We start from the raw sequence: 24206 nt of genomic DNA on the forward strand, positions 1-24206 counted from the left end.
ACGGCTACGGACCTGCCTACTATGGATACCGTCGTGCGTTCCGTCCCGGCTATGCCTACTACGGCCGGCCGTGGGGTCACCGACATTGGCATCACCATTGGTGAGCGCGTTAAGTGCCCTAGCTTCGACGAGACCAGGGCAGGCGCTAACGATGAAGTGCGTTATTCCCGTTCATTTCCAGCTCGGAGGACGTCATGAAAGCCAAGTTAGCCATCGCTTTTCTGTTGTTCGCGTTTGTCCAGGTCCCGCCGGCCAATGCCAAGGGATGCATCAAGGGCGCCATCGCGGGCGGTGTTGCGGGCCATATGGCGGGGCACGGCAAACTCGGCGCCGCCGCGGGATGCGCGATCGGACACCATGAAGCGAACAAACAGAACTCCAACAACACGAATCCCAACAACTCGAACGCTCAAGCCCCGTCGGGCCAGAAGTAGCAAGCGTGGGCAATCAAGGCGGTGCAGGTCGAGCCGCAGTCGGCTTGGCCTAGCGTCGCAGGAAGCGGCTCCGACTGAGCGCCAGCGCCACGTTCCTGTATCGCTCCGGCAAGTCGCGACAGCGTTTTCCGATCCGGTGTGTTCGATCATACGATCGGGAAAACGTCTGGGGTGCAGCCCGGCAAGATGATCTCGACAACGCAAGCCGGAGTATACGCAATGCGCTTCCTTCCGACGGTAATGCACGGTGTTGCCGACTACGTGGTCGCGCTCGTCGTGCTCGGGTTGCCATACATCTATGGCATGCATGGCACGTCCAAGGCGTTCCTTCTGGTACTTGGGGCGGCGGCGCTGTTTTACAGTCTGCTGACCGAGTACGAGCTCGGCCTCCTGCCTGTCATTCCGTTTCGAATCCACCTCGCTCTCGACAAGCTGTTCGCGGCCCTCATGCTTGTTGGCAGCGTGCTCATCCCTTTTCCGCAGAATAGTCGGCTTGTGGTCGGCGGCCTCGGTGTGCTCTCCTTCCTGGTCGTCGTCTCGACCAGAAGAAATGGAGGCGAACGAGCCCCGACAAACTTGACCTGATGCAGGAGGACGTAGGGCATCCCGCCCGAGAAGGCTCCCGGATCTTTGCCTCGGCAATATCCAGCCGCTAAAAGACCTGCCGAACCCGACCTGCTCAGCGAAGCCGCCAATAACATCCGCGCCGTCCAAGCTGTTGTTTTGGGTGCCAGGAGTGATTGTCGTCGGCGAGCGGCCGGTTAGGCGCACCGTAAGTAACGGCCGCTAGGGCTTGCTATTCTGCTCCAGATTGGAGGGCTTCGGTTCATCTGCTCTGGCATTCCCGGTTGCGCGATCGTTTGTGCTTCCGCCTCCCGTTCCGATAGCGCCTTGGGTGACACCGGGTCCGATTGGCGGGCGCCGTACCTCCCGGCTGCAGCACGAGCTAATGCCCGACGAGCCTGTAGGCTCGGTTCCCGTGTTTTTCATGCTGCGGCTCCGTTGGAATCCATTGAGTGGGTGTGCTCGCCAGTGCCCTTGCGCACGCGACCGGCGCGATTAACAAAAATCTTCGCGGCGCATGGTCGTTCCTTTCGGACATCACGTGCATGGCACGCTGACAGCGGTCTTCAACTTAAGTTAGGGTTTTGCTTTGGAGCGGTTAGCGGTCGGAGCTTCTGTCGGTCCGGACGTGTTGGCGAATTGAACCTTCGTGACTAATTCGCGTTGGCACGGGAACCGCGCTCCTTAGAAGAAGCTCACGAGAACATCTGCAGGGCGATCGCGGATTGGTTCGCCCCGGCTGATCAAGTCTGACAGCTGCCAACCGTTGAGGACCACATGTTGGTTCAACCCGAGTTCAGAGCGTGGGCCCTCGGCTTCGCAATCGCTGTTCTTGCTCCGCCTGCATGTGCACAGAGCCCGGCGCCCGGTCCCGTTGCGGTCGGCGTCGTCCAAGCCACGCGGCGCCCGATGACGGAGACTGAACAATTTCTGGGCAGGGTCGAAGCGGTTCGCCACGTTGACGTCGTCGCCCGCGTAACAGCCTTCCTCCAAAAGCGGCTGTTTACGGAGGGCGACGAGGTCAAGAGCGGTGACAAGCTGTATGAACTGGAGAAAGGGCTGTTTCAGGCAGACCTTGCTTCGAAGCAAGCGGCAGTCGCGCAGCTGCAAGCGACATTGGAGAATGCGAAGCTCACCACCGAACGGGCCCGCACCTTGCTCAGCGGCCCCGCTGGCTTGCAGTCCAACTATGACGCAGCGATTGCAAACCAGCGCAGCCTGGAAGCCCAGGTGCAAGCGGCACAGGCACAAGTGGAGGCGTCCCAGATCAATCTCGGCTATACGGATATCAGCTCGCCGATCGAGGGAAAGATCGGGCGCAGCGCGGTGACCGAAGGAAATGTGGTGAGCCCTTCGTCCGGCGTGCTCACGACCATCGTCAGCCAAGACCCCATGTACGTCACCTTTCCGGTGTCGGTGCGGGAAGCGCTGATCCTCCGAGACCGCTATGCGCCGCGAGGCGGCTTCAATGCCGTCGTCATTCGCTTGCAATTGCCGAACGGGCGGATGTACGGCACCACCGGCCAGCTCAATTTCGCCAACAACACGGTCACAGCCAATACCGACACGATTGTCCTGCGGGGTGAGATCGCCAATCCGCCGAACCAGGAGGTCAAGGGCAGCGGAACGCCCATCCGCGAGCTGTTCGATGGCGAGTTCGTCACGGTTCTGCTCGAAGGCGTGCAGCCGATCGAGGTGCTCGCGGTGCCGCGCGCAGCTGTGCTATCCGACCAACAAGGCAGCTACGTTTTTGTTGTCGGCAAAGACGACACGGCAGAGCAGCGCCGAATCCAGCTCGGCCAGTCCACCCCGACGCTGGCCGGCGTCATCACCGGTCTGCAGCAAGGCGACAGCGTCATCGTCGAAGGCTTGCAGCGCGTTCGGGCGGGAGCGAAAGTGGCGCCAGGAGCGCCCAGCGCGCAGCTTCAGGCTCTGATGAAAGGAACTGAACCGGCGGCAGTCGAGGGCAGTAGCGCAGCTAGCGGGAACTCGCCGGGAGCCGGACCTGCTGTAGGAAGTTCGACGACGGTCGGCACTGCGGCCAACCCGGCGCAAAAGGACAGCGCCAGTCCATCGCGCAATCCGGATGGCGGACGCTGACATGATCTCCGCCGTCTTCATCGACCGCCCACGACTTGCCATCGTGATTGCGTTCGTCATCACGATTGCCGGGGCGTTGGCCCTCTCGCGCATCCCGGTTGCACAATTCCCCGACATCGTGCCGCCGCAGGTGACCGTATCCGGCGTCTTTCCCGGTGCTTCCGCCGCGGTAGTCGAGTCGAGCGTTGCTCAGCCGCTCGAAGCCCAGATCGTCGGGGTCGACCAGATGCTCTATATGAGGTCGACCAGCGGCAGCGACGGCAGCTACAGCCTTACGGTATCGTTCGCACTGGGAACCGACCCGAACATCGACACCGTAAATGTCAACAATCGCGTGCAGACGGCGCTGTCCCAGCTGCCCTCCGAGGTGCAGGCGCAGGGATTGACGGTTCAGAAGCGCTCATCCGCGGTTCTGCAGTTCATGGTCCTTTACAGCGAGAACGGCCAGCAGGACCCGCTGTTCATCACCAATTACGCGATCATCAACCTGCTCGATGCCATTTCAAGAACGCCGGGCGTCGGCCAGGCCAATCTGTTCGCTCGCATGAATTATTCGATGCGGATCTGGTTCGACACCCAACGGCTGACCAGCCTGAACCTCGCGCCGAGCGATGTGATCAGTGCGATACGCGCACAAAGCGTGCAAGCGCCGGTGGGGCGTATCGGCGCACGTCCCATCAGCGACCAGCAGCAATTCCAGTTCAACGTTCAAACGCAGGGACGTCTCGCTTCCGCCGAGCAATTCGGCGATATCGTGCTGCGGGCCAATCCAGACGGTTCGGTGCTGCGGATACGGGACGTCGCGCGCGTCGAGATAGGTGCGCAGAATCTCGACAGCGAGGCCAGGATCGATGGCAAGCCCGGTGTGCCGATCGGGATTTATCTGGCGCCTGGAGCCAACGCTGTTACGACTGCGAATGCGGTGCAGGCTACCCTGGACCGGCTGTCAGCCCGGTTCCCTGAAGGGCTGAGATATCAGGTGGTGCACGATTCGACGACCTTCGTTCGCGACACGATTGGTGAAGTGCTGCGGACGTTGGCCGAGGCTTTCGTTCTGGTCGTCATCGTTGTCTTCCTGTTTCTCGGCAATCTGCGAGCGACCATCATTCCGGCCGTTGCGGTACCCGTCAGTCTGATCGGTGCTTTTGCCGTTCTTCTCGTTCTCGGTTACTCGGCAAACACAGTGTCGCTGCTTGCACTTGTGCTAGCGATCGGGATCGTCGTCGATGATGCGATCGTCGTCGTCGAAAACGTCGAGCGCGTGATGGCGGACGAGCCGGAGCTTTCCCCGGCCGAGGCAACGAAGAAAGCTATGGACCAGATCACCGCGCCCATCATCGCGATCAGTCTGGTACTCCTTTCGGTCTTCGTGCCTATCGCATTCATTCCCGGTATTTCAGGGACGCTATTCCGCCAATTCGCGGTGACGATCAGCGCTGCGATGACCATCTCCGCCATCAATGCCCTGACGTTGTCTCCGGCACTCTGCGCGCTGTTTCTGCGCCATACCGGGCCACGCCGCGGGATTATGGGGCGCGTGCTCAGCAGAATTGATTGGGTGAGGGACCGCTACGCGGGTGGAGTGCGGTGGCTCCTGCGTATGGCCATTGTCTCTGTCCTCCTTGTCGCATTCGGCGGCGCGGGCGTATTCGGTCTCTCGCTGGTCACGCCGACAGGCTTTCTGCCCGAGGAGGACCAGGGAGCGTTCTTCGTGATGGTGCAGCTGCCGGATGGCGCCTCAGTGCCCCGGACCAGCGAGGTCACGGGCGAAGTCGAGAACAAGCTGCGCCAGCTCGAAGGAGTCGATCATGTCCTGTCGATCATCGGCTTCTCCCTGCTTGATGGCGGCGCGGAGCCGAACGCTGCGCTGCTCGTGGTGCGCCTGAAGCCGTTTGCGGAGAGGGAAGGCGTCGCCCAATCTGCACAAGCGCTGATCGCGAAGACCTTTGCGGCAGGCAGCCAGATACGGCAGGCCAACGTGCTCGCCTTCAATCTGCCGCCGATCATCGGACTATCGACCAGTGGCGGCTTCGAATACCAGCTGCAAGCGCTGGAGGGCCAGGATCCCACGGCCATGAACGGCGTCATGAACGGTCTGATTGCCGCAGCGAACCAGGACCCGCGCCTGACCCATGTGTTCTCGACCTTTTCGGCGAATAATCCCTCGATCTATCTCGAGATCGACCGCGCCAAGGCCGAGGTCCTCGGGCTTAGCATGAGCGACATATTTACCGCTCTGCAGGCGACGCTCGGAGGGGTCTATGTGAATAACTTCAACCTGTTCGGCCGGACTTGGCAGGTGAACGTGCAAGGCGAGGCGAAGGACCGGGCCGACATTTCCGCGCTCTGGCAGATCTACATCCGCAATGCACGCAACGAGATGGTCCCGCTGCGCTCGATCGCGAGTGCCAAGATCGTACAGGGGCCGCAGGTTATCAGCCGCTACAACAACTATCGTTCGATCACGATCAACGGTTCTCCCGCGGGAGGCGTCTCGACCGGCACAGCGATTACGGCGATGCAGGATATATCGAGCAGGACCTTGCCCGCGGGCTATTCTTACGAATGGACCGGCACGGCGTTCCAGGAGCAGCAGGCGTCTGGGCAGACCGGCGTTGTCCTGAGCTTGGCCGTCCTGTTCGCTTATCTCTTCCTGGTGGCGCTTTACGAAAGTTGGACGATCCCGGTGCCAGTGCTGCTGTCGGTCGTGGTGGGCGTGCTCGGATCCTATGTGGCCCTCATCGTGGCACGGCTCAATGTCGACCTTTATGCCCAAATCGGCCTTGTGGTCCTGATTGCCCTGGCAGCCAAGAACGGCATCCTGATTGTCGAATTCGCCAAGGAGCAACGCGAGGCTGGCGTATCGGTCGTGGACGCGGCTGTTCTCGGCGCGCGCATGCGCTTCCGCGCAGTCATGATGACTTCGATCGCCTTCATTCTCGGGCTGGTTCCACTTGTCTTTGCGACGGGGGCTGCCGAGCTGAGTCGCCGCGCCGTGGGAACGGCGGTGTTCGGTGGGATGCTGGCCGCGAGTTCGATCGGCATCTTCCTGATCCCAATGCTTTACGTGTCCTTTCAGCACATGCGGGAGTGGGCAAAGGCCCGGCTGAGCGGGAACCGGAGTAGGCCGCAGGCAGCCGAATAGGCGGAGATCCGCGTGACCACCTTGTTGGTCGCGCAGTTTCATCATGCACCAGGTGCAACAGCGAGAGTGCAAGCCAATCTCGGTCTCGGGCGGTGGTGCGGAGCAGCGCAGCGATTTCATGATCAAACATTGCGAGCCCTCGTGCGCCATGTCGCGCTGGTAGGTCCTGCTCGGATAGCAAGCATGCACTCTCCAAATTGGCTGTGCATGCGTTTCAGGGCACGGGGCGCAGTCCACCCCTCAGTCCCCAAGCGGCCCAGCCTAAGTAGCTTCGCCCGGCCTGGGACCGCCTGCTTCAGGAGAGCGCCAGGTGCTTAAGACGCGTTCTCGCGTTCGCTCGCTATCGGGAAATGGACCGATGCACCGCACGCTCGACGTAGAAACGCCCCGGTCCATCCCAGGGCTTTGACCCCTGCGATTGATCCTCGATCAGTACTTCGCGATGACCGGGCCGCCCCAGCGGTAGTTCAGGCGGAGCAGGGCAATGTCCACGTCCTGACCAGTCCGTTCTCGACGGCACTGGTCGAGCGACTGCCGACGCCGGGACTCGATCTGCGCAAAGCGTTCGGCTTCGTCCGGGACGACGTCTTGAAGAACACCGGCTACAAGCAGGAGCCTTACGTCTATGGCTCTCTCGGCGGCGACGATGTCCCGCTTGTGCCGGCGAAGCCTGCCGCCACTGGACCGCAGGCGAGCCCGGATAGTGAAATCCGGCGCGACTACGAGCTGGCGCTTCAGCTTGGCACCCGGGATGTCTGGACGGCCTTTCTCAATCGTTACCCGAGCGGGTTTTACACCGATCTGGCAAAGGCCCAGCTCAACCGGATTGCGGCGGAGGAGGCGCGTGCGGCAGCAACGGACAAAGCTCGCCAGGCCGAGGACGAGAAGGCCAGGCTCGCGGCCGACCGAGCGAAAAAGACCGAGCAGGACAAAGCGGCAGCCGCCGCCAAGGTCGCGGAGGATACTCGTCTGGCCGCCGAGAAGGCCAAGCAGATCGAGGAGGCGAAAGCAGCCGCCTCCGAGCAGCGGAGAAAGGATGCGGAGGCCGCCGTCGCCAAGGCGGTCGCCGACAAGCAAGCCGCCGAGAAAGCCCTTGCCGACAAAGTCGCCAGCAACAAGACCGCGGCCGAACTGGCCGCGAAGCAGAAGGCCGATAAGAAGGCGCAGGTCGAGAGCGAGCAGAAGGTCGCGGCAATCGCGCCGACCTCCCCAGAGCCGAGTTTCTCCCCTCAGGAGACAGTAAAGCTGGTGCAATCGGAGCTACGTCGCGTCGGTTGCCTCTCCGCCGCTGCGGATGGCGACTGGAATGCATCGTCGCAGCGGTCGCTCTCGACGTTCAACAAGTACGCTGGCACGAAGTTCGACGCCAAGCTCGCGAGCTTCGACGCCCTCGGAGCCATCAAGGCCAAGGCCGGTCGAGTCTGCCCGCTAGTCTGCGACCACGGTTTCAAGGCTGACGGCGACACCTGCGCAAAAATTGCCTGTCGGGCCGGCTTTCGCGTCAACGACGACAACGAATGCGAGAAGGTACAAGACAAGAAGCCGGTCGCGAAACGCCAGGAACAAGAGCGGGATCGAACAGAGCGTGCCAAGAGCGACACCACGCCGCCAAAGCCGCAAGCTACAGGCCAAATCATTTGCGGCGACCAAGGCAACTGCCGAGCGGTTAGAAAGGGGTGCAGGCTTGAAATTCGTTCAGGCTGGGCCGGTGGAGGAACAGGTGGCGGCAACGCAGAAATCTGCAATTGAGAACTCAGCTAGTGAGATGCTGCCCGCCGGCTCTTCTCGGAGATGATGTGGGCCCCCTGGCTCAGGTCCGCGATGCGGTGGCGAGTGGAGTGCTTAGGCGCCGGCTTGTGCGGGCCTCGCGATCGAGACGCTGCGGCAGCGTTGGAGAGCCGTTAGCCCCAACGGCCCGAAAACTTATGCAAACGCGGCGAGCCAGGAAGAGCGTCAGTCTGGAACTCCGCTCCGGACCCGGCGCGGTGAAGCGGCCCCAGCAGAGATTGCCCCCCAAGGCCTCCAAGTGCTGGGGCCGTTTCTTTTCAGGAGAGCACCCCGCCGCTGGCTGATAGAGGCGGCGTTCTCGTCTGAACTGGTGCTTCATTCGGCCACCCGCAGACCTTGCTGAGTGGGCTCGTAGCGCTGGCCATGCTGTTCGAGCCAGCCGCCTTCGACCATCTTCCGCGCCAGCGACATTGTGCATACCGGCTGACTGCCGCCTGGGTGATACAGGCCGTCGCTGCGCTGGATCAGATAGCCGTAGACCCGCGCTAAACGCAGCGGCTTGATCATGCCAGGAAAGAGAATGATGGAGCTGTCCGACATCGCTTTGCCCCAAGCGGCGGCACGCATTATCGTTCCGAGTTCTTGGCTACCAACCAGTCCAGGACGCGATCAAGGATCGTCGGACCTCATATGTGAATGTGCGACTCGACGGAGTGTAACAGGCTGGCAACCGGTTGGAGGCCGCTGGGGCAATGGATCAGTCGCGTTACCCGCTTGTGAGACGGTGGACGCCGCAAGAGCACGCACGCCTCCTGGAACTGGCGGCAGCGGGGAGCCGACCGGACGAAATCGCCCGCGCGCTGGGCAGGACAGAACCGGCCGTACGAGTCCGCGCACATCTGCTAACATTCCACTGCGGCTAGTGACTCAGAAGCGGCGCAGCTAAGGCGAGCAGTCGGCGTGTCCTGGCGCAGCAGTCAGGCTGGGCTTACTCTTGCGCTCGCCTCTACGACCGCCTGCGATCCAGTGCCGCGTGGTCTCGAACAGGGCGATAATCGATCCGAACATCGTCAGGCCGATGGCCGCCATGAGGATCATCCCAAGCACGACTCGCTCCGCAGACAATCGATCTAGAGGCCTAATGGGCCGACCGTACGCTCCGCGAGGTGGAGGCGGCTCCCTGCAACGGCCTCACTCCACGGGAGGGAGAAACGCTACACGGCGGGCGCGATCCCACAATTCAACCGCCACGCCGTCCACGTATCGTTGCGCCTCGGCAATGGCGGCTTGGTCATCGTCGCCCAAGATTACCTCGGGCGGTCCCAGAACGTGTCCAGCCTTTGTCCACCCGATAAAGGCGATATTCAGCCATAGCCCCCGTATCCGACGTGTCACTCGGGGTCGCTTATCACCTTACCGTTTCCGACCCCGCAATCTCATTTGAGACTCCAGACGAAATAAATATCTCAGATGCAACCAGCACCAATTGAGCTGGCCTTACTATTGATCCTCCGGGTGCAGTTCGAGCTTCTGCGCTTGGTGCTCCTGCACCAATTGGGTGATCGCCTCCATGGTCGCCTGGTCGGTGACCCATTCGAGAGCGCCTGGAGGTGTTCGATCTTGCCGTCCAGCTCAATGCACTTGTCGCACATGGCTGCCCCTCCTGCTGCACCATCAAGTGACACAGGTTCATTTCGGTTCCGGCGTAGGGAACAATCCTGCGATGCGCGAGAACGGCACCCCGCATCTTCATGCGGCAGGACGACAGCGGCTATGGTGGGCTCGCTGCCTGGCCTGACGTCGGCACCACGCTTTCCACACGCCTTGCAGACGAAGCGGGGTTCAAGATCGGAGAACCTGACCTCATCTGCTCACTGGTCGACGACCTCGCGGCCGAGGATCACGTTGTGGCTGTCGTTGTGCAGGCAGAAGACGATGAGACCACGAACGCCGGCCGCGCGCATCTCGCCCAGCGTGATCTTGACGGGGCGGCCGTCAGGCAAGTTGCGGTACCGGCATCTGACGAGAAGGGCCGCACACGACCGCGACTCGGATAAGTAACTTGGGTGATCGGTGCCCGCCGACCGCCAATAACATCAGTTACGAACTCCCGCCGGCTCCCAGGACGGCGGGCCTATTTTTGAGCGCTTTATGCAAGGCAGGAAACAATAGCCAGCACGACATCCGCGCCGAGGTCGCCAGAATACATTGAGAACAGAAATCCTGCACCGAGAGCGACTGCAACCAATTTAATTATGATCATTTTGAAATCCACATCTTCAAACACGAGGCAATGTACGCTCGGTCTGTTTCTGGCGTGCTTCGCGCAATCAACTGATGGTTTCGTTCACCGGCCCGTTACCAAGCGGCGGCGTAGAGGCTCCGCTGGTCCAAGAGGGCGCAAACTTTAGTCGCAGTCCCAGTGATCCTGAAGATCTGATTGGTCGTTTCAGTTCTGGCGGGTCCTTGGCGTGACACCTAAGAGCCTCCTCCTTAGCCTCATGCCATCCATCCGCGCGGCCCCTGTCTGAACCGACAGGGGCCGTTTAGTTTCCCAAGAACTTAGCCCCAGGACGTCTGGCCGCTGTCTCTCGATAACGGGCGAGCTCCGCTCTTGCGAACGCGCGGGCCTGCTCAAGTGCTTCAGCGCAGGTCAGCCGGTCAGGCCCGAGCCGCCGTCCGGCGACGTCGTCCCAGTAAAAATACACGCTCGGCCGGCCCTCGTCGAAATAGACTTCGTAGCTGCCGGTTTGGGGCACAGCTTCGTGTTTGCGGATGCGGACCGAGACCATGCCGGCATCAAAGCGCCGCCAGGCACCGCTGGCAAATGACCGATTGGTAGGAGGTCGGAACGGTGTCGAGCTACTGCGTGTGGTGGGTGTGGATAAGGGCCGTGAACGGAGGCGGTCTCAATCGAGAGCGACAACATCGAAACACCTGTAGGCATAGACGGCGGGTAGGTTCACGATCTCTGGCAGCAAGGCAAGGTAATCCATCGGCCGTCTGCACTTCATGCAGATCAAGATGGGGTGGCTGTCCTTGTCGGGTCCGCGTCTCATTCCCAAGCCGGTTGGATCGCAGCGACATAGCTTTGGCGGTTCCGGGGCGCATCTCCGGCGGACTACCGAGAACTATCGGAATTTGACGCCGGTTGGTGAACTGAGAGAGGCCGCCGACTGAGGCGGCGTTACACGGGAGCGCCAGCATTGAAAAAAGCTTCGATCAAATTGGTCGTCTGCCTCTTGGGAGCAATTCTTCCGTCAGAAGGCAGCTTTGCCCAACCAGCGTGCGGTCCGGGTTTCGTTATCCGCGTGGTTCGGTCTCCGGACGGCAGAGCATCCACGACATCGTGCGTTAAGCTGCCAAACTCACCCCCCGGCGCTGGCGGGCCTCGGGATACAAAACAAACTAGGTCACTCCCAAAATCAAACTAAGCCACCGAGGATGGAAACAGGCCAGCCCCCGACTTATGAGAACAGAACCCCACTTGGGCACGAAGGGTTGCGAGAGGCCGGCGTGGAGGGCAGTGACGGGCTCGAACCCGGCGACATCTCAACTGCTTCAGAGACCCCGGTAGACGTCCGAGTTGTTCGGGTGGCCGCGATTGGAGCCTAAGGCAGGTGTGAGGGGCAGCACCGGGCCGCATGCACATTTCCACAAGTACCGGTCGGCCGGATTGCGGAACAGCAGTTGCCAAAGGATATGAAAAACACTGCGATCTCAACGGGGGGTAAATCAGGCCGTTTGCAAAAATAGCTTGTGAAATCAATTTTCTACCTTAGTCTCGGAGATTAGGGGTCGGAGGTTCAAATCCTCTCGCTCCGACCAATTGTTCGTAGGCTTGGCTGAGCACACGCGCGAAAAGCATCGCAACGGATGCATTGTCTGTTGGCCATCTGGCCTAGGGCTCGCCCGGCGACAATGGGAGCACAGAAGTGCCCGACGAGCCGATGACCCTCAAGTTCCGCTGTCCGCCGGGTCTTGAAGACAAATTGCCGCCACCGGTCCCTGCGAGTTTAGGCCTGCCTGCCTGGCTGAAGGCGATGCCGACGCAGGCCTTCAACGCGATCAATCAGCGCGAGGAGGATACGGTCAAGCGGTGTCCTCCGGTCGTCGATGCCATGACGAGCGGCTTCCTGATCCCATTGATGTGCGATGTCAGGTTTGAGAACGGGGAAATTTCCTGGGACAATGACCTGCCAGCCGGTGGTGAGCTCGATTTCCCGCGCTCTCCCGTGGGATTTCACGACTCGAGTCAGGTCACGGGATCGCCGTTGTTCGAGCCGGACCGGCTTCTCATCAAGTTTCGTAACCCATGGCTGATCGAAGCGCCGGAAGGCTATTCGGTTCTGTTCATGCATCCGATCAATCGGTTCGATCTGCCCTTCACGACGCTCACCGGCCTCGTCGATTGCGATCGATATCGTGACAGTTGGATCCATTTCCCGGTGCACTGGCACGACGTGAATTTCAACGGCGTGCTGCAGAAAGGGACGCCGATCGCGCAATGCATGGCGGTGAAGCGGGAAACCTGGGTCGCTCAGACCGCACCACTGACCGCAGAGGAGATGCGGCGGGTGTTCGAGGTGACGAAGTCGGTCGCGCAGGAGCCTGGCGCCTATCGACGGCAGTTCCGTGCGTGAGCCGTATTACGGCACCTCGCCTTGCAGAAACTTCTTGAGCGAGCTCGGGCGGAAGAAGAAGCGGCCGTGCGATGAATGGGCAAGCGTGTAGGCGGCTTGTGCCAGCATTCGAGGGCGGCCTTGTAAGGCCGAACGAAGGCTCGCCTCGCCCGCTTCGCGCTCACCCAACTCGAACAGGCAAGCCGCGAGGTTGGCCCGTGCCATGGCATCGTCAGGGCGCAGCGCCAGCGCGAGCCGGTACATCTCTGCGGCTGCGGCATAATCACCGTCCTGGCGCAGCACGCGTGCAAGTAGGGTCGAGATATCAGGACGCCCAGGCGCGGCCCCGTGAGCCTTGACGAGAATCGCGCGCGCCTCACCGCGCGTATTGCGCTCGAGATACAGGCGCGCAAGATCCAGTTGCAGGTCGATGCTTTCCGGCGCGAGCGCGAGAGCGTTGCCGATCACCGCGATAGACTCATCGAGGCGCCGATCCTTGGCAAGCTGGCCGGCGAGTTCCTGGAACGCCGGCAGGAAAGGCGGGCGACGCGCCGCGGTCCGGCGCAATTGTTCGACGGCTTCCGTGCGACGTCCGGATTCGCCCAAGGCCGCGCCAAGCAGAGTTTCAATGCCCGGATCGCTCGTGCGGCGCGCCGCCTTGTCCAAGGGCAGGATGGCTTCCGCTGCGCGGTTCTGAGCGAGCAAGGCGCGGCCGAGAACCCATGTCGCGACGATATCGTTCCGGCTCGTCTTCAAGACTTCGGCTGCAAGCCGCTCAGCCTCGGCGAAATTCTGCATCCGCAGCGCGAGCGTGGCGCGCTCCCGCAATTCGGCCTGTTGAGGTCCGCGGCTGGGGGGAAGAACAGGGCGCTTCGACACCGGGCTCGCAATCGACGACTATCGAGGCGCCAAGTATGGCCTCGGCTCCAACGTCGGGCAACCGCGATTCGCGTTCGCGCGCTGACGCCGGATGGGCGGCGTGCGCGTGTGATCATCTTGCGAGCAGTGGCTTAAGGGAAGATGTGATTGTCACAAAGCGCGCCGCCGCAATGGGGTCTGGCGCTGCCGATTCCCGCACGGAAAGACCAGTCGGCCTCCGGGGCGTTTCCTCGTTTTAGTCTTGGTCCGTCGTCTTGGTATCAGTAGTTTTGCGGGACCTTAGGCGTGGCCCTTGATCTCGTAGTGACCCGGCACGCATTTGTAGCGATCGAGCCGCCAGTTGGCGTGGTAGATCGGATGCTCGCCCATCCATTTCGCCAGGGGGGCCTGTGCGCCGATCGCACACTGCATCATCGACATCTCGGGCGTCATGTTGCTGTCGGTCACGATTTCCTCGATGCAACTGCCTGAGCTGGCTGCACTCAGCCGGCAGAGCACGGCAACGACGGTCACGAACATTCCAGTCACCTCATCGGTAGTTTCTGACCACGAAGAGGATGCAAGCGGAGTGCCAGAGCCTGTGACGCAAACAACACGCTGGCCTGGCCGACCCGACCCAGCGTCCGGACTCCATTTAGCGATTCGGATTGTAAAAAAATTGCCCCTAAACCGAAGCCGGGCAAATACGGGGAACCGGCAGGGCTGAGTCGCAGGGATGATCGATTGTGGGGGCAGCGCCGCGCCGGTGGCGCTTCACAGGCCGCGCGCAGCCGGTAGGCTCGGAGGGACCGTGGCCACCCGCCAAAAGAGCGGGGCCGCCACAAGGGATATGGAAACGCGAGGGCAGACCATGAAGGCACGACCGACCGGCGTGATTCCGCCGATGACGACGCCGTTCCGGAAGGATGGCGAGATCGACTACACTCTTGTGGCGCCCCAGGTCGACTGGATGATCGGCGCCGGCGCGCACGGCGTCGCAGCCGGCGGCTCGACCGGCGAGGGGCACACGCTCGATCACGAGGAATATCGCGACCTGATGGAAGCGACGGTCGCTGCGGTGAAGGGACGCATTCCCGTGATCGCCGGCATCATCGTCGATTCCACGCGCGATGCGATCCGCCGCGGCAAGCTGGTGCGTGACATGAATGTCGCCGCGCTCCAGGTCACGCCGGTGCATTACCTGTTCAAGCCGGACGACGAGGCGATGGTGGCGCATTTCCGCGCCATGGCTGATGAGACCGGCATGCCCATCATCATTTACAACGTGGTGCCGTGGTCGTATCTGTCGCCGGCGCTGCTGACGCGGATCATGACCGAGGTGCCGCTGGTGGTCGGCGTCAAGCAGAGCGCGGGCGACCTGAAGCTGTTCGCGGACCTCATGATGATGGCACCGGACAAGCTGATCTACAGCGCGGTCGATGCGCTGATGTATCCATCCTACATATTGGGGGCGCATGGTTCGATCGCCGCGATCCTGACCGCGGCGCCGCATGCCTCCGTCGCGCTGTGGGATGCGGTGAAGGCGGGTGACCATCCGCGCGCGCTCGACCTGCACAAGAAGCTGCTGACGCTGTGGAACGCTGTGATCGCCGACAATCTGCCGGCCTGCACGCGCTATGCGCAGACGCTGCAGGGCCTGCCCAGGACTCATCCGCGCGCGCCGATGCCGGAGGCATCGCCCGTGCAGCAGGCGGCGATCCGCAAGGCGCTGGACGGGCTCGGCGCGTTGAACGGGCGGCGCGTCGAGGCGGCCGAATAGTCCGCGCGCCGAAATTCCTGATGAACATGGCAGCGCCGATCCGCTTTTACCTGCGGATGCGGCGCTGCTACATTTCGTGCGCGCTCCGATGCGCCGTGTAGCCATGAAGAAACATACCGACAAGGGGAGGGGCCGAAAGTCCCATGAAGGATTTTGCAGGAAAGATCGCCGTCATCACCGGCGGCGGCACGGGAATGGGACGCGAGCTCGCGCGGCAGCTCGTCGCCGAGGGCTGCAATGTCGCGATGTGCGACGTCTCGGAAGCCGCGATGGCCGAGACCAAGCGGCTGTGCGAAATCGAGAAGCTGCCGCAGGGCCTGCGCGTCACGACCCATGTCGCCGACGTCTCGATCGAGGATCATCTCAAGCGATTCCGCGACGAGCTCGCCGAGCAGCAGAAGACCGACCGGATCCATCTTCTGTTCAACAACGCCGGCATCGGTGGCGGCGGCAGCCTGTTCACCAACACCCGCCAGCAGTGGGAGCGCACCTTCAACATCTGCTGGGGCGGGGTCTATCTCGGCGTCCGCACCTTCCTGCCGATGCTGGTCGCAGCGGACGAGGCCCACATCGTCAACACCGCGAGCGTCAACGGCTTCTGGGCCTCGATCGGCATGAACCAGTCGCACACCGCCTACAGCTCGGCGAAGTTCGCCGTGAAGGGGTTTACCGAAGCGCTGATCAACGACCTCCGCCTGCACGCGCCGCATGTCAAATGCTCGGTGGTGATGCCCGGCCATATCGGCACATCGATCGTCTCCAATTCACGCAAGGTGCAGAGCGCCGACGGTTCGGAGCGGCTCAATGCAGACGAGGTCGCGCTGACCCGCAAGCGCATGGTCGCGGCCGGTGTGCCGGATGCCGACAAGATGTCGGATGAGGACATCCAGGCGGTGTTCACCGAGCGCGCCCGCAGCTTCCTCGAGGATGCGCCGACGACGGCGGCGCAGGCCGCCAGGATCATCCTCGACGGGGTCAAGGCGGAGCAATGGCGCATTCTCGTGGGCGAGGATGCAAGGCGCCTTGACGAGCGCGTGCGCGCCACACCGGAGCAGGCCTACGACCGCGCCTTCTACGAAAGTTTTACGCAGGAGGTCGGTTGGCGGCTCGGCTGAAGCGGGCGCCGAGCGCGCGCGAATATAGGTATGATGCTCATCATGGCAAGAGGCGCGCAGGCAATTTCGCGTGCCACCTCTTGCCAGTCTTCTTGAGGGTGTTCGGTCACTCATGACGAACAGGAATGTCACGCATGCGACACGTCCCTGCGTTCAAGCGATGGTGATCTCCAACGGCTCTCATTCGGCGCACGGCAGCTTGGTCAGGGAACCAAAATAGTTTAGTCAGTCATGTGTAAGGCGATGACCAGAGCGTAGCTCCCGATGATACCCGCATGCCTCTCCGACGACTGGACCCTTTGCCCGGAGCGAGAGGACATCTCCGCTGAGTTCACGCGGCTCCTCACCGCGGCCCAGGAGGGCGGCGCCACGATCGCCGAATGCCTGATGATCGCGCGGCAGCTGAAGCGGGGCGAAGACCAGTCCTGGCATCGCGAGTGGAAGAATCTGGCGCAGGCCAATCGGTTTCGTGCCGAGGCCGCGTTCGCGGAAGGTCACAGGGCGACCGCGCAGCGCAACTGGCTCCGCGCCATGAATTACTACAGCGCGGCCGCGATGCCGCTCGATCAGGCGGACGAGCGCCGCTGGGTCGCGGTCCTCGCGATGCAGGATTGCGCCCGCCGCTTCCTCGCCGCGCGCGATCCGGCCGGGGAAGTCATGACGATACCCTGGCTCGACGGACATTCGTTGCAGGGCTATTTCCTGCCGGCGCCGTCGGGGCGCGTGCGAGCTCCGACCGTGATCTGCATCGGCGAGCCCGGCCACCGCAAGGAGGAATTTCTGTTCAAGCTCGCGCCCCATGCGCGCGAGCGCCGCTTCTCGCTGCTGGCGCTGGACCTGTTCGGCGACCAGCGCGACGATCATCTCGACGCGCTGTTGCGGCGCCGCGATCTCGAGAGCGCGATTCCGTGCGTGATGGACTATCTGGAGACGTGCAGCGAGGTCGATTTCGCACGTGTCGCGATCGTCGCCGATGGCTGGGGCTCTTCCTTTGTGGCGCGCGCGGTGCTGCAGGAGCCGCGGCTTGCCGCCGCCGTCTGCGATGGCGGCCTGTGGGACCTGCACGAGCGGGCCTTCTTTGCCAGCCGATTCGCGATGAGCGACGTCAGCATCGTTCCGGTGCCGCATGCGCCGCTGATGGCCTCCAGCGCCGACTGTCCGGTGCTGATCACGCTCGGCGAGGACGGCTGGCTCAAGGCCGATCGGGCGCGTCAGATCGTCCAGACGTCCCGGCTCGGCAGTTCGGATGTCATGTTGAAGGTATTCACCGCGGCCGAAACCGGCGCGGCGCAGGCCCATGCGGACAATCCGAGCCTTGCCAATGAATACATCTTCGACTGGCTCGAATCCCGGCTCGGCGCCGCGGGGCGCATTTAAGGAGGTCGCCTCAGAAGTCGAGGGTCAGGCGGACGCAGGCCTTTTCGAGACGGGTCTTCAGCATCGCGAGCTTGGTGGTGAATTCCGTCAGCTCTTTCTCGTCGAACTCCTGGAATACGAATTCCTTGATCGTCTTGTACTGCTCGTTGAGGCTCGCCAGGTGCTTCTGCGTCTTCTCGGTCAGGGACAGCCGGACCACCCTTGCGTCGGTCGGCGACGGGCGACGGCGCAACAGGGCCTTCTTCTCGAGCAGCTTGGACTGGGTGGTGACGAACGACGGATCGACGTGGAGGAGTTTCGAGACGACGTTGACCGGAATGCCGTCGTCCTTGTCGAGGTCGGAGATCGCCATCAGGATCAGCCATTGCGGGCCGCTGATGCCGAGCGTTCTCGCCCAGAACTGACGCAGCTCCTCCAGATACATGTTGATCGACGATATCTCCCAGGTGAAGCGCCTGATGATATCCAGATTGCCGATGGAGCGGAGGCGCGCCCCTTCTTTCCTCGTCGCTGACACAGCGTCACTCCCGTGATCTGATTTGTATGCGGCCGGTGTCGTGCAAGCCATAGTCCACGCAAGCCTGCTCTGACGCAAGTGCAGAGCAGGGTTATTTTGTCACTAAAACTACAAAGATGATCAGCTCACGGAATCGCTTCGCCGGGGTGTTGCGCACAAGGTACAGGTTTAGCGAAAGCACAAAGCTTATCAAATAAGGTATTTTGATTAGTGAACGGCGCAGGCATATTGCGCCGTGACGGTGGGGGGTACTCGATCGTCCCGTTGCAGGTGGTTTGCTCACGGCCCTCGCGTGGAGGGTGTGTCCGAAAGCGCAAAGCGGCCGAGCGGATTTGAAAGACGGGGATCTGGGGGGCCTCACGGTCCGGTCTTCGTAACATGAGCAACTTGGAGGTTTTAATATGAAAGTGGTGAAGAGCCTTTTGCTCGGCACTGCGGCGGGTCTGATCGCCGTCGGTGGAGCTCAGGCGGCTGATCTTCCGGTCAAGGCCAAGGCGGTCGAGTACGTGAAGGTCTGCTCGCTCTACGGCGCGGGTTTCTACTACATCCCGGGCAGCGACACCTGCATCAAGCTGGGCGGCTATCTGCGTGCCGAAGTGGCGCTCAATGCCGGCGGCAATTACAGCGCGCAGTACAACAACGTTTTCGCGGCCAACAACCGCCTGACGAACTATTATTCGATGCGCGCTCGTGAAGATCTCAACATCGACACGCGCACCGCGACCGAGTACGGCGTTGTCCGCACCTATTTCGATGCGGTCTTCACCTGGACGACCGGCAATTATGTCGGTGCCGGCTCAGGAACGGGTGCCACCCAGTACAGCAGCACGCTCGGCCTCAATGCCGCGGGCACTGGCCTGATCGGGTCCAGCGGCGGCGCCATCAACGGCACCGACGGCGGCATTTCGGGCGGCGCGCTCGGCGTCTACTACGCATTCATCCAGTTCGCTGGCTTCACCATGGGTAAGGCCGTGTCGCAGTTCGACGCGCCCTGGATCAATTATCCCGGCAACAACTTCGACCAGCTCGTGGGCGGCAGCGGCACCACCAACGGTGTTGCCCAGTTCACATACACCGCCGATCTCGGCCAAGGCGTGACGGCGATCGTCTCGGCCCAGGACCAGACGCAGGTGTTCCAGACCGCGCTCTGGAATACGGCCGGCATGTCCACCACCGGCGTCCTCGGCGGTGCCTACGGCTCCAACGATCTCGGCGGCACCCGCGCCCCCGATCTCGTCGGCACGCTCCGCGTTGACCAGGCCTGGGGCCTGTTCCAGGCCTCGGTCGCCGCGCACGACAACCACGTCGGCTATTACGGCGCCAGCGAAACTACCGGTCATCCTGAAGACAAGTGGGGCTGGGCGGTCCAGCTGGCTCTGTCAATCAAGAACATCCCGACCGGTGCCGGCGACCTGATCAACATCTCGGGCGTCTACACCGACGGCGCAAGCCGGTACAACTTCCAGGAGCTGGCGGCGACGAACTACTCAATGTTCGGCGGGTCGGGCGGCGCGTATCAGAGCATCGGCTTCGCCGGCGTGTCTGACGCGGTGTTCGCACCCGGCAGCGGCCTCGAGCTGACCAAGACCTACGGCTTCCGTGGTGCCTACACCCACAACTGGAGCCCGTACTGGAACTCGGCGCTCTATGGTGCGTGGGCTGCCGTTAATTACAGCGGCACGGCCAAGGGCATGATCTGCGGCAGCGCCGCGTTCGCGACCCTGACCGGCACCTGCAACCCGGACTTCAACATCGGCCAGATCGGTGTCATCACCCGCTGGACCCCGGTCAAGAACCTGACCTTCTCGGCTGACTTCACCTACAGCCACCTTGACCAGAAGTACTCGGGCGTGATCACGACGCCGGCGCTCACGAGCGTTGCCAAGCCTGCCGCAACCTATGAGCTGAAGGACCAGGACACCTACAGCCTGCTCGTTCGCGCCCAGCGCAACTGGTAAGCCTTGATCTTCGGACTTGGTCTTCGGACTGGGTCTTCGGATATGACGCAGCCCCGGCGGGACACCGCCGGGGCTTTTTACGAGCGCGGCCTTTTGCGAGATGGGCTTTCGGAAAATCCGGCGGCCCGTGCGGGCGACGAAGACGAGCCATGCGACTCGGTCGGCACAAATTTATTTACTTACCTGAGTTACTAAGCTATATAGTTCTCAGCCGATGACGAAAGTTGCGGCTCTGACTTGATGCTAAACCTCCAGAAACCTCCGGCAATGCCCTGCCGGAGGTTTTTCGTTTTGGTCCATGGCTCCAGGACTTGGCTCCAGGACTTGGCTCTAAAATTCGGCTCTAGCCGCGCATGACGCGCGCGCGGGAATTCGGCCGGTAGGCGAGGCGGCTGTGGCCGGCGCAATAGGACTGGCCGTCGGGTGCGGAGTTGCCGCAGAAGCAGAAATCGTCGGCGCCGGGCGTCGAGATCGGCCAGCGGCAGCGGTTCTCGGCAAGCTCCAGCAGCGAGCAGCGATTGGCGTCGTCGATCGGACCGGCGACCATCGGCACACCGGTTTCCCCATAGATCGTGGCGAGCATCTCGTATTGCAGCCGCGGGACGGTCCGCGGCGCGCGCGCCGGTGCCAGGCCCCTGTCGTGAACCTTGCGATCGTCGACGGTCCGGCCGCGCGTCAGATTGAGGCGGGACAGCTTGCCGATCACGGCATTGCGACTGACGCCGATGTCGGCGGCGATCTCGCGGCAGGAGAGGCCAGCCTCGAAATGCTGCTTCAAAAGTTCAATTCGTTCGTCGGTCCAGGTGGGTGAGAGAACAGGCATTGGTGCGGTCCCAGGTTGCAGATGTCGGCCATCCGCCTCTCGAGATCCGTCCGCCTCACGTTCGGCGCGCGCTCACGTTCTGCCATTGTCGCGAATCGACAAAAGCCCGTCCTTGATGGCGAGACGGATGCCTTCCTCGATCAAGGTACGTGCGACGCCGGGAACGCTGGTGCCGTGGGTGCCCTGTCTCACCAGCTTCTCCAGATAGGTGATGGTCGAGAGCGCCAAGGTTACGGGAATGCGGTCAGTCTCGGCTTTTTCGGTGGCCATGCCTAAACGCTAGCCTCATACGCGGGTACATAAAAGTTACGATTAAGACTCTATTTAGGTTTGGCAGCGGAAGTCAAATGCAGGCTGCGACGCTCGGTTAGCTCGTTGGAATCGCGAGGGAAATCAGGCATGGCAGGACACGCCGCGCGAGAAGGCAGGCGGCGGCGTGGCCTCGAGAGGTCAGGAGAGGGCGGGTCGGCTCAGCCGTGCACGATCGCCTTTTCGATCATGCAATGGATGCCTTTTGAGCCGTTCACGGTCTGGGTCACCCGCAGATCCGCCGCTAAGCTGCACAGCGTATAGGCGTCCTCGCGCGACAAATTGCGCCTCTCGCCCAGCAGTACGATCATGTCGCGCAGCGCCCGCACCACGCACTGGTCGAGGTCGGGGTCCATCGCCATGGTCATGTAATGCGTCTCCGTCTCGCCGCGGGGATAGTCGAGCCTGAGATCCTTGCGCAGCGTCAGACGGAAGCGGCCCTGGAGTGCGGTCTCGATCGCGGTGACGCAGACCTCGCCGTCGCCCTGCACGCCGTGGCCGTCACCGCAGGAGAACAGCGCGCCCGGGACGAACACGGGCAGGTACAGCGTCGCACCGGCGCCAAGCTCCTTGTTGTCGAGATTGCCGCCCATGGCGCGAGGAACGAGCGAGGAGATGCGGCCCCAGGCCGGAGGCGGCGAAACGCCCATCACGCCGAAGAACGGCTTGAGCGGCAGGTCGAGCCCCCACGGCATGCGGGCGACCATCCGCGACCGGTCGAGCGGGATGTTCAGGATGCGCGTCTCGTGGAAATCGTCGGGCAGGGTGCCGGACAGCGGCTTGATCATGTTCCAGCCCCAATCCTGCCGGAGCTGGACGTCGAGGATCTCGACCGCGAGCACGTCGCCGGGCTCGGCCCCCTCGACCGCGATCGGGCCGGTGAGGATGTGGCCAGGCAGCATGCGCTCGTTTTCGGCGTGAACCTTGTGCATCTCGGGCGGAATGTGAAACTTGCTGGGGTCGGGCAGCATGTCCGGACCGCCGCTGATGGTGTCGACCGTGACCTCGTCGCCGCTCGCGATGGTGAGGACGGGCTTGAGCGTGGCTTCGAAGAAGCCCCAATGACAGGTCTCGGGGCTGGAATGCAGGTGGTGATGCGTCATGTGGTATCCGTCCATTTCACAGGCCCGGGCTTGACCAGGCAATCGATCCTCTTCCAAGAAGCTTTCTGAAGATCAACGGGCGGGTCAAGCCCGCGAGCACCAGGCACGATCATTCCAGCGAGGCTCCCCCTGCTTTTTGTCCTGTCCAAGACCCTCGGCGCCGCGGTGCTGCCGATCAACTTCATGATCGAGCTTGGGATCGTCTCGGTCGTGCTAATGGCGACGCGCTTTGCCGCATTCGGCCGCAAGCTCGCCGCGGCCACGCTGATCCTGCTGGCGCTCGCCGCGTTTTCGCCGCTCGGCAACCTTTTGCTCTATCCGCTGGAGTCGCGTTTCCCGCCGTGGGATCCGTCGCGCGGCGCGCCCGACGGCATCATCGTGCTCGGCGGCTCGGTCGACACCGGACTGTCGGCGGCGCACCGCACGCCGGTCGTCGCGCACGCGGCCGATCGCCTGTTTGCGCCGGCCGAGCTCGCGCGCCGCTATCCGAACACGCGCGTTATTTTCACCGGGGGCACCGCGAACCTGGTTTCGACGGACGCCCGGGAGGCCGACTACTTCGCGCCGATCCTGGAGAATCTGGGCATCGCGAAGCAGCGCCTGATCCTGGAGCGGGACTCTCGCAACACCTACGAGAATGCCATCTTCACCAAACAATTGGTGGCGCCCAAGCCGGGCGAGCGCTGGCTCCTGGTCACGTCGGCCTTTCACATGCCGCGTTCGATGGGGATCTTTCGCAAGGCGGGATTTGACGTCGAAGCCTATCCCGTGGACTGGCGAATGGGCGGCCGTGACGATCTCTTCTCTTTCACCAATGTCGGCACGGACGGGCTCGGCCGAACCGAGGTCGCCGTGCGCGAATGGATCGGGCTCGTCGCCTACCGCCTGATGGGCCGGACTGGCGAGTTGCTCCCGGGACCGGCGAAGGACTAGAACCGTTCAAGAAGCAATAACAGCGCCGGTGTGCGAACGCCCGGCCGGGAGGACGCCATGCAACAGCAGAGTGCAGACAGCATCGATCTTGCCGGCCTCGTCGCCGATCTCAACAGTCTGCTGCGGCTGAAGACCACGGTGATCGGCATGAAATTGTTCGCGCGGACCGCGGACATGGAGGCAATCCCGAAAATCCGGCGGCCGAACGCGGTCCACACCACCGACCAGATCGTCAGCATGGCGGCGCGTCTGGGCTGGACCGTCGGCATCACCGCCGACGATCTCGTCGGCGCACAGTGCCGCGCGGTGATCGGCCTTGCACCGCAGGACGAGAAATGGCTCGCCGGCGAAAACTATGTCGGGGTCTGGCACGGCACGGCCGAGGACGCACGCAAGCGCCAGGAGGCGCTGGATGTGGTTCCGTTCGGGCAATATCAGGCGCTCGCAGTCAGCCCGCTGTCGAGCGGCCGGCTCGATCCGCCGGACATCTGTCTCGTCTATGCGACGCCGGGGCAGATGATCATCCTGATCAACGGGCTGCAATATACCGGCTACAAGAAGTTCGAATGGGGCGTGGTCGGCGAGACCGCTTGCGCCGATTCCTGGGGCAGGGCGCTCAAGAGCGGTGAGCCCAGCCTGTCCTTGCCATGCTATGCCGAACGGCGCTATGGCGGCGTACCGGACGAGGAGATGCTGATGGCCCTGAAGCCGGAACATCTCGCCAAGGCGGTTGTGGGCATGAAGGCGCTGGCGAAGAACGGCCTGCGTTATCCGATCCCGCCCTATGGTATTCAAAGCGATGTCCGTGCCGGCATGGGCGTGAGCTACGCGAAGAAGTAA

General features: G+C 62.5%; 20 protein-coding genes, 1 tRNA gene and 1 pseudogene. 14 read left to right on the plus strand and 8 right to left on the minus strand.

All coding sequences use genetic code 11. The features are described 5' to 3' along the window. Positions 1-194: 194 nt before the first annotated feature. The 5 genes and pseudogenes from IVB41_RS22840 to IVB41_RS22860 form a co-directional block, all read left to right on the plus strand. Positions 195-434, plus strand: a complete 240-nt coding sequence (locus IVB41_RS22840; RefSeq protein WP_247398136.1) for a hypothetical protein — start codon at positions 195-197, stop codon at positions 432-434. Between the two features lie 219 nt (positions 435-653). After that, the gene (locus tag IVB41_RS22845) at positions 654-1019 is read left to right on the plus strand and encodes a hypothetical protein (RefSeq protein WP_247356218.1); all 366 of its coding nucleotides are present in this window, start codon (positions 654-656) and stop codon (positions 1017-1019) included. A 756-nt stretch (positions 1020-1775) separates the two neighbouring features. Continuing rightward, on the plus strand, positions 1776-3098 hold the full coding sequence (locus IVB41_RS22850) for an efflux RND transporter periplasmic adaptor subunit (protein ID WP_407062498.1): 1323 nt from the start codon (positions 1776-1778) through the stop codon (positions 3096-3098). A gap of 1 nt (position 3099) precedes the next feature. Then, on the plus strand, positions 3100-6243 hold the full coding sequence (locus IVB41_RS22855; protein WP_247435189.1) for an efflux RND transporter permease subunit: 3144 nt from the start codon (positions 3100-3102) through the stop codon (positions 6241-6243). Positions 6244-6744: 501 nt separating this feature from the next. Next, a pseudogene (locus tag IVB41_RS22860) lies at positions 6745-7992 on the plus strand (caspase family protein); the annotation flags it as partial. Positions 7993-8346: 354 nt separating this feature from the next. Here IVB41_RS22860 and IVB41_RS22865 read toward each other — a convergent pair. After that, positions 8347-8598, minus strand: coding sequence for a hypothetical protein (locus tag IVB41_RS22865; protein ID WP_247397300.1), 252 nt, complete (start codon positions 8596-8598; stop codon positions 8347-8349). A 125-nt stretch (positions 8599-8723) separates the two neighbouring features. Here IVB41_RS22865 and IVB41_RS22870 point away from each other — a divergent pair, with 125 nt between their 5' ends. Then, complete coding sequence (locus IVB41_RS22870; RefSeq protein WP_247435193.1) at positions 8724-8894, plus strand: SANT/Myb-like DNA-binding domain-containing protein; 171 nt, start codon at positions 8724-8726, stop codon at positions 8892-8894. Between the two features lie 948 nt (positions 8895-9842). On the opposite strand, the gene IVB41_RS35815 is transcribed toward IVB41_RS22870, so the two are convergent. Next, on the minus strand, positions 9843-9974 hold the full coding sequence (locus IVB41_RS35815) for a hypothetical protein (protein WP_346015281.1): 132 nt from the start codon (positions 9972-9974) through the stop codon (positions 9843-9845). Between the two features lie 1721 nt (positions 9975-11695). Here IVB41_RS35815 and IVB41_RS22880 point away from each other — a divergent pair. Together IVB41_RS22880 and IVB41_RS22885 are read left to right on the plus strand one after the other, a co-directional pair. After that, positions 11696-11799, plus strand: a tRNA-Leu gene (locus IVB41_RS22880). A gap of 122 nt (positions 11800-11921) precedes the next feature. Then, positions 11922-12614, plus strand: a complete 693-nt coding sequence (locus tag IVB41_RS22885) for a hypothetical protein (protein WP_027567252.1) — start codon at positions 11922-11924, stop codon at positions 12612-12614. Positions 12615-12620: 6 nt separating this feature from the next. Here the strand turns inward: IVB41_RS22885 and IVB41_RS22890 are convergent, their stop codons facing one another. Both IVB41_RS22890 and IVB41_RS22895 read right to left on the minus strand, forming a co-directional pair. Further along, positions 12621-13421, minus strand: coding sequence for a tetratricopeptide repeat protein (locus tag IVB41_RS22890; protein WP_249802757.1), 801 nt, complete (start codon positions 13419-13421; stop codon positions 12621-12623). 330 nt (positions 13422-13751) lie between these two features. Beyond that, positions 13752-13991: a hypothetical protein gene (locus IVB41_RS22895; RefSeq protein WP_007611067.1), complete on the minus strand. Its 240-nt coding sequence runs from the start codon at positions 13989-13991 to the stop codon at positions 13752-13754. Positions 13992-14322: 331 nt separating this feature from the next. Between IVB41_RS22895 and IVB41_RS22900 the strand changes: the two genes are divergently transcribed. The 3 genes from IVB41_RS22900 (at position 14323) to IVB41_RS22910 (ending at position 17723) form a co-directional block, all read left to right on the plus strand. Next, complete coding sequence (locus IVB41_RS22900) at positions 14323-15231, plus strand: dihydrodipicolinate synthase family protein (RefSeq protein ID WP_247435199.1); 909 nt, start codon at positions 14323-14325, stop codon at positions 15229-15231. 143 nt (positions 15232-15374) lie between these two features. Further along, the gene (locus IVB41_RS22905; RefSeq protein WP_247435202.1) at positions 15375-16346 is read left to right on the plus strand and encodes an SDR family oxidoreductase; all 972 of its coding nucleotides are present in this window, start codon (positions 15375-15377) and stop codon (positions 16344-16346) included. Between the two features lie 264 nt (positions 16347-16610). Further along, entirely contained in the window at positions 16611-17723 is a 1113-nt protein-coding gene (locus tag IVB41_RS22910) for a S9 family peptidase (protein ID WP_247435206.1), read from the plus strand. A gap of 10 nt (positions 17724-17733) precedes the next feature. Here the strand turns inward: IVB41_RS22910 and IVB41_RS22915 are convergent, their stop codons facing one another. After that, positions 17734-18240, minus strand: coding sequence for a MarR family winged helix-turn-helix transcriptional regulator (locus IVB41_RS22915; RefSeq protein ID WP_027567247.1), 507 nt, complete (start codon positions 18238-18240; stop codon positions 17734-17736). 401 nt (positions 18241-18641) lie between these two features. Between IVB41_RS22915 and IVB41_RS22920 the strand changes: the two genes are divergently transcribed. Continuing rightward, positions 18642-20198, plus strand: coding sequence for a porin (locus tag IVB41_RS22920; protein WP_247289410.1), 1557 nt, complete (start codon positions 18642-18644; stop codon positions 20196-20198). Positions 20199-20541: 343 nt separating this feature from the next. On the opposite strand, the gene IVB41_RS22925 is transcribed toward IVB41_RS22920, so the two are convergent. The 3 genes from IVB41_RS22925 to IVB41_RS22935 all read right to left on the minus strand — a co-directional run bounded on the left by IVB41_RS22925 (position 20542) and on the right by IVB41_RS22935 (position 22433). Beyond that, positions 20542-21021: a GcrA family cell cycle regulator gene (locus IVB41_RS22925; protein WP_027567245.1), complete on the minus strand. Its 480-nt coding sequence runs from the start codon at positions 21019-21021 to the stop codon at positions 20542-20544. A gap of 72 nt (positions 21022-21093) precedes the next feature. Beyond that, positions 21094-21291 (minus strand): hypothetical protein, encoded by a 198-nt coding sequence (locus IVB41_RS22930; protein WP_007603456.1) that lies wholly within the window; start codon positions 21289-21291, stop codon positions 21094-21096. A gap of 200 nt (positions 21292-21491) precedes the next feature. Then, positions 21492-22433 (minus strand): acetamidase/formamidase family protein, encoded by a 942-nt coding sequence (locus tag IVB41_RS22935; protein WP_247435209.1) that lies wholly within the window; start codon positions 22431-22433, stop codon positions 21492-21494. Between the two features lie 183 nt (positions 22434-22616). On the opposite strand from IVB41_RS22935, the gene IVB41_RS22940 reads away from it, so the two are divergent. Together IVB41_RS22940 and IVB41_RS22945 are read left to right on the plus strand one after the other, a co-directional pair. After that, positions 22617-23366: a YdcF family protein gene (locus tag IVB41_RS22940; RefSeq protein ID WP_247435214.1), complete on the plus strand. Its 750-nt coding sequence runs from the start codon at positions 22617-22619 to the stop codon at positions 23364-23366. Between the two features lie 57 nt (positions 23367-23423). Then, positions 23424-24206, plus strand: coding sequence for a DUF169 domain-containing protein (locus tag IVB41_RS22945; RefSeq protein ID WP_027567242.1), 783 nt, complete (start codon positions 23424-23426; stop codon positions 24204-24206).

This window comes from Bradyrhizobium sp. 44, from assembly GCF_023073095.1.
Lineage (GTDB): Bacteria > Pseudomonadota > Alphaproteobacteria > Rhizobiales > Xanthobacteraceae > Bradyrhizobium.

What these genes read in the sequence shown, in the direction of transcription:
- IVB41_RS22840 (WP_247398136.1), top strand. Translation starts at nt 195, where the DNA reads ATGAAAGCCAAGTTAGCCATCGCTTTTCTGTTGTTCGCGTTTGTCCAG.
- IVB41_RS22845 (WP_247356218.1), top strand. Translation starts at nt 654, where the DNA reads ATGCGCTTCCTTCCGACGGTAATGCACGGTGTTGCCGACTACGTGGTC.
- IVB41_RS22850 (WP_407062498.1), top strand. Translation starts at nt 1,776, where the DNA reads ATGTTGGTTCAACCCGAGTTCAGAGCGTGGGCCCTCGGCTTCGCAATC.
- IVB41_RS22855 (WP_247435189.1), top strand. Translation starts at nt 3,100, where the DNA reads ATGATCTCCGCCGTCTTCATCGACCGCCCACGACTTGCCATCGTGATT.
- IVB41_RS22865 (WP_247397300.1), bottom strand. Translation starts at nt 8,598, where the DNA reads ATGCGTGCCGCCGCTTGGGGCAAAGCGATGTCGGACAGCTCCATCATT.
- IVB41_RS22870 (WP_247435193.1), top strand. Translation starts at nt 8,724, where the DNA reads ATGGATCAGTCGCGTTACCCGCTTGTGAGACGGTGGACGCCGCAAGAG.
- IVB41_RS22885 (WP_027567252.1), top strand. Translation starts at nt 11,922, where the DNA reads ATGACCCTCAAGTTCCGCTGTCCGCCGGGTCTTGAAGACAAATTGCCG.
- IVB41_RS22895 (WP_007611067.1), bottom strand. Translation starts at nt 13,991, where the DNA reads ATGTTCGTGACCGTCGTTGCCGTGCTCTGCCGGCTGAGTGCAGCCAGC.
- IVB41_RS22900 (WP_247435199.1), top strand. Translation starts at nt 14,323, where the DNA reads ATGAAGGCACGACCGACCGGCGTGATTCCGCCGATGACGACGCCGTTC.
- IVB41_RS22905 (WP_247435202.1), top strand. Translation starts at nt 15,375, where the DNA reads ATGAAGGATTTTGCAGGAAAGATCGCCGTCATCACCGGCGGCGGCACG.
- IVB41_RS22910 (WP_247435206.1), top strand. Translation starts at nt 16,611, where the DNA reads ATGATACCCGCATGCCTCTCCGACGACTGGACCCTTTGCCCGGAGCGA.
- IVB41_RS22920 (WP_247289410.1), top strand. Translation starts at nt 18,642, where the DNA reads ATGAAAGTGGTGAAGAGCCTTTTGCTCGGCACTGCGGCGGGTCTGATC.
- IVB41_RS22925 (WP_027567245.1), bottom strand. Translation starts at nt 21,021, where the DNA reads ATGCCTGTTCTCTCACCCACCTGGACCGACGAACGAATTGAACTTTTG.
- IVB41_RS22930 (WP_007603456.1), bottom strand. Translation starts at nt 21,291, where the DNA reads ATGGCCACCGAAAAAGCCGAGACTGACCGCATTCCCGTAACCTTGGCG.
- IVB41_RS22935 (WP_247435209.1), bottom strand. Translation starts at nt 22,433, where the DNA reads ATGACGCATCACCACCTGCATTCCAGCCCCGAGACCTGTCATTGGGGC.
- IVB41_RS22940 (WP_247435214.1), top strand. Translation starts at nt 22,617, where the DNA reads ATGATCGAGCTTGGGATCGTCTCGGTCGTGCTAATGGCGACGCGCTTT.
- IVB41_RS22945 (WP_027567242.1), top strand. Translation starts at nt 23,424, where the DNA reads ATGCAACAGCAGAGTGCAGACAGCATCGATCTTGCCGGCCTCGTCGCC.